The organism is Thermoclostridium caenicola (genome assembly GCF_900142095.1).
In the GTDB taxonomy this organism is placed as follows: Bacteria; Bacillota; Clostridia; order DSM-8532; family DSM-8532; genus Thermoclostridium_A; species Thermoclostridium_A caenicola.
In genome coordinates this window covers 1-1,441 of sequence record NZ_FQZP01000117.1, presented here as the reverse complement: position 1 = coordinate 1,441, position 1,441 = coordinate 1, and the positions used below count along the sequence as shown (strand labels likewise).

Annotated in this window: 1 protein-coding gene; it reads left to right on the top strand. The window is 58.4% G+C overall.

The window, feature by feature from the left end:
- Positions 1-53: 53 nt before the first annotated feature.
- Positions 54-1,352: an ISNCY family transposase gene (locus F3H12_RS13135; protein WP_243133303.1), complete on the top strand. Its 1,299-nt coding sequence runs from the start codon at positions 54-56 to the stop codon at positions 1,350-1,352.
- Positions 1,353-1,441: the final 89 nt, after the last annotated feature.

The following is a 1,441-nucleotide window of genomic DNA, read 5'->3' as shown; positions in this document are numbered from 1 at the left end:
TGTTGTTGTTCTGTGATATTGTCAGGGTGTAACTGATCCGAGAAAATGTCAGTATGAGCAAGGAGCAGATCACCTTGACAAAGAACGAACTGAAACGTGTTATGGTCATTGAAAAATGGATCGACGGCCATCTCACGGAACAGGATGTTGCACGCAACCTGGGCATCAGTGTCCGTCAAGCGTATCGGCTCAAGGCCAAATATCTTCACGGAGGTGCACAAGCGATCGCACATGGGAATCGGGGCCGTAAGCCCGCTCATACCTTGGCCGATTCGCTCAAACAACGCGTTATGCTCCTGTATCAGGAGCGCTACTTCGGAAGCAATGCCACCCACTTTGCCGAGCTGTTGGCCGAACACGAAAACATCCATTTAAGCGTCTCTTCGGTCCGCCGCATTCTGCTGGAAGGCGGGTTGCGTCCCGCGCGGCTGCGCCGTCGTCCGAAGGCTCACCGACCCCGGCCCCGCAAACCTCAGGCGGGCATGCTGTGGCAGATCGATGCTTCTCCCTATGCCTGGCTGGAGGATCGCGGTCCCATGCTCACCCTGCACGGCATCATCGATGACGCCACCGGGGAAGTGGTCGCGGCCACCTTCCGCCCGACCGAAACGCTGGAGGGCTACGTGACCGTCATGATCGAGGGACTTAGGCGCAAAGGCGTACCGCTTGCGCTCTACAGCGACCAACACTCCATTTTTCACCCGCCCAAGGGCAAGCCAACCCTCGAGCAGGAATTGGCCGGTGAGCCGCCGTCGCTTTCCACCTTCGGACAGGCCCTCGCCGATCTGGGCATTACCCATATCGAGGCGCTGTCTCCTCAGGCCAAAGGACGGATCGAACGGCTCTGGCAAACCTTTCAGGATCGCCTGGTGATCGAACTTAGGCTGCGCAACGTGTGCACGATGGAGGAAGCCAATCGCGTGTTACCGGAACTCATCGCCAAGCACAACCGCCAGTTCGCTGTCGCACCACAAAATGCCGAACCGGCCTACCGTCCGCTGCCCGAAACACCCCTGGAGCACATCTTCGCCCGGCGGCAATACCGGCGCATCAGCGGCGGGCAGACGTTCTCCTGGAAAGGGAAATGCTACATGCCAAAGCCCGTCCCCGGTGTTCCGCGCTGGGAAGCGAAGAGCGTCGTCGAAGTGCGTGTCGGCATGGATGGACAAGTGTGGCTATGGGATCAAGGGCGGGCCTGGCCTTGTGTGGAGACACAGGCCACACAGACCCCGGCGCCAACAACGGCCAAAAAAGAAGCGGCGCCTGCGTCCCCCCGCAAGCCCGCTGCAAACCATCCCTGGAGAAAACCATTCTCCAGCAAGCAGTTACAGCGTAGCACAGCATCCGGCTAGTCTGCAAGAGGACGGCGGTTGTTTAATCAGCTATCATCCCTGACATTTTCATAGAACAGTTAACCTGACATTTTCACAGACGCTTGACA